The organism is Limosilactobacillus coleohominis, assembly GCF_016901675.1.
Taxonomy (GTDB): domain Bacteria; phylum Bacillota; class Bacilli; order Lactobacillales; family Lactobacillaceae; genus Limosilactobacillus; species Limosilactobacillus intestinavium.
In genome coordinates, this window is the sequence record NZ_JACJKU010000206.1 from 1 (window position 1) to 283 (window position 283).

At 39.6% G+C, this 283-nt stretch carries 1 pseudogene; it reads left to right on the top strand.

Going from position 1 to position 283, the window contains the following annotated elements:
- A pseudogene (locus H5975_RS08515) lies at positions 1 to 283 on the top strand (IS30 family transposase); the annotation flags it as partial.

Genomic DNA, 283 nt, shown 5'->3' on the forward strand with positions numbered 1-283 from the left:
TCACTCAACGTGGAGCTAAGTCACACTTTACTTCAGGATTAAAGCAATATATTGAGGATAAGATACTAATTGAAAAATGGTCGGCAGAGCAAGTAGCACATACACTGCATCTGAGCTTTAAAACCATCTATAACTGGATTAATCAAAACAAACTAGAAATCAGTTTAAGCGATTTTCCTGACCATGGTATTAGGCGCCATCGAGCTAAAGAAACTCGTGGTACTTTTTGCCATGGACGTTCAATTGATACACGTCCTCGTGAAGTAGCACAACGAACGACCTT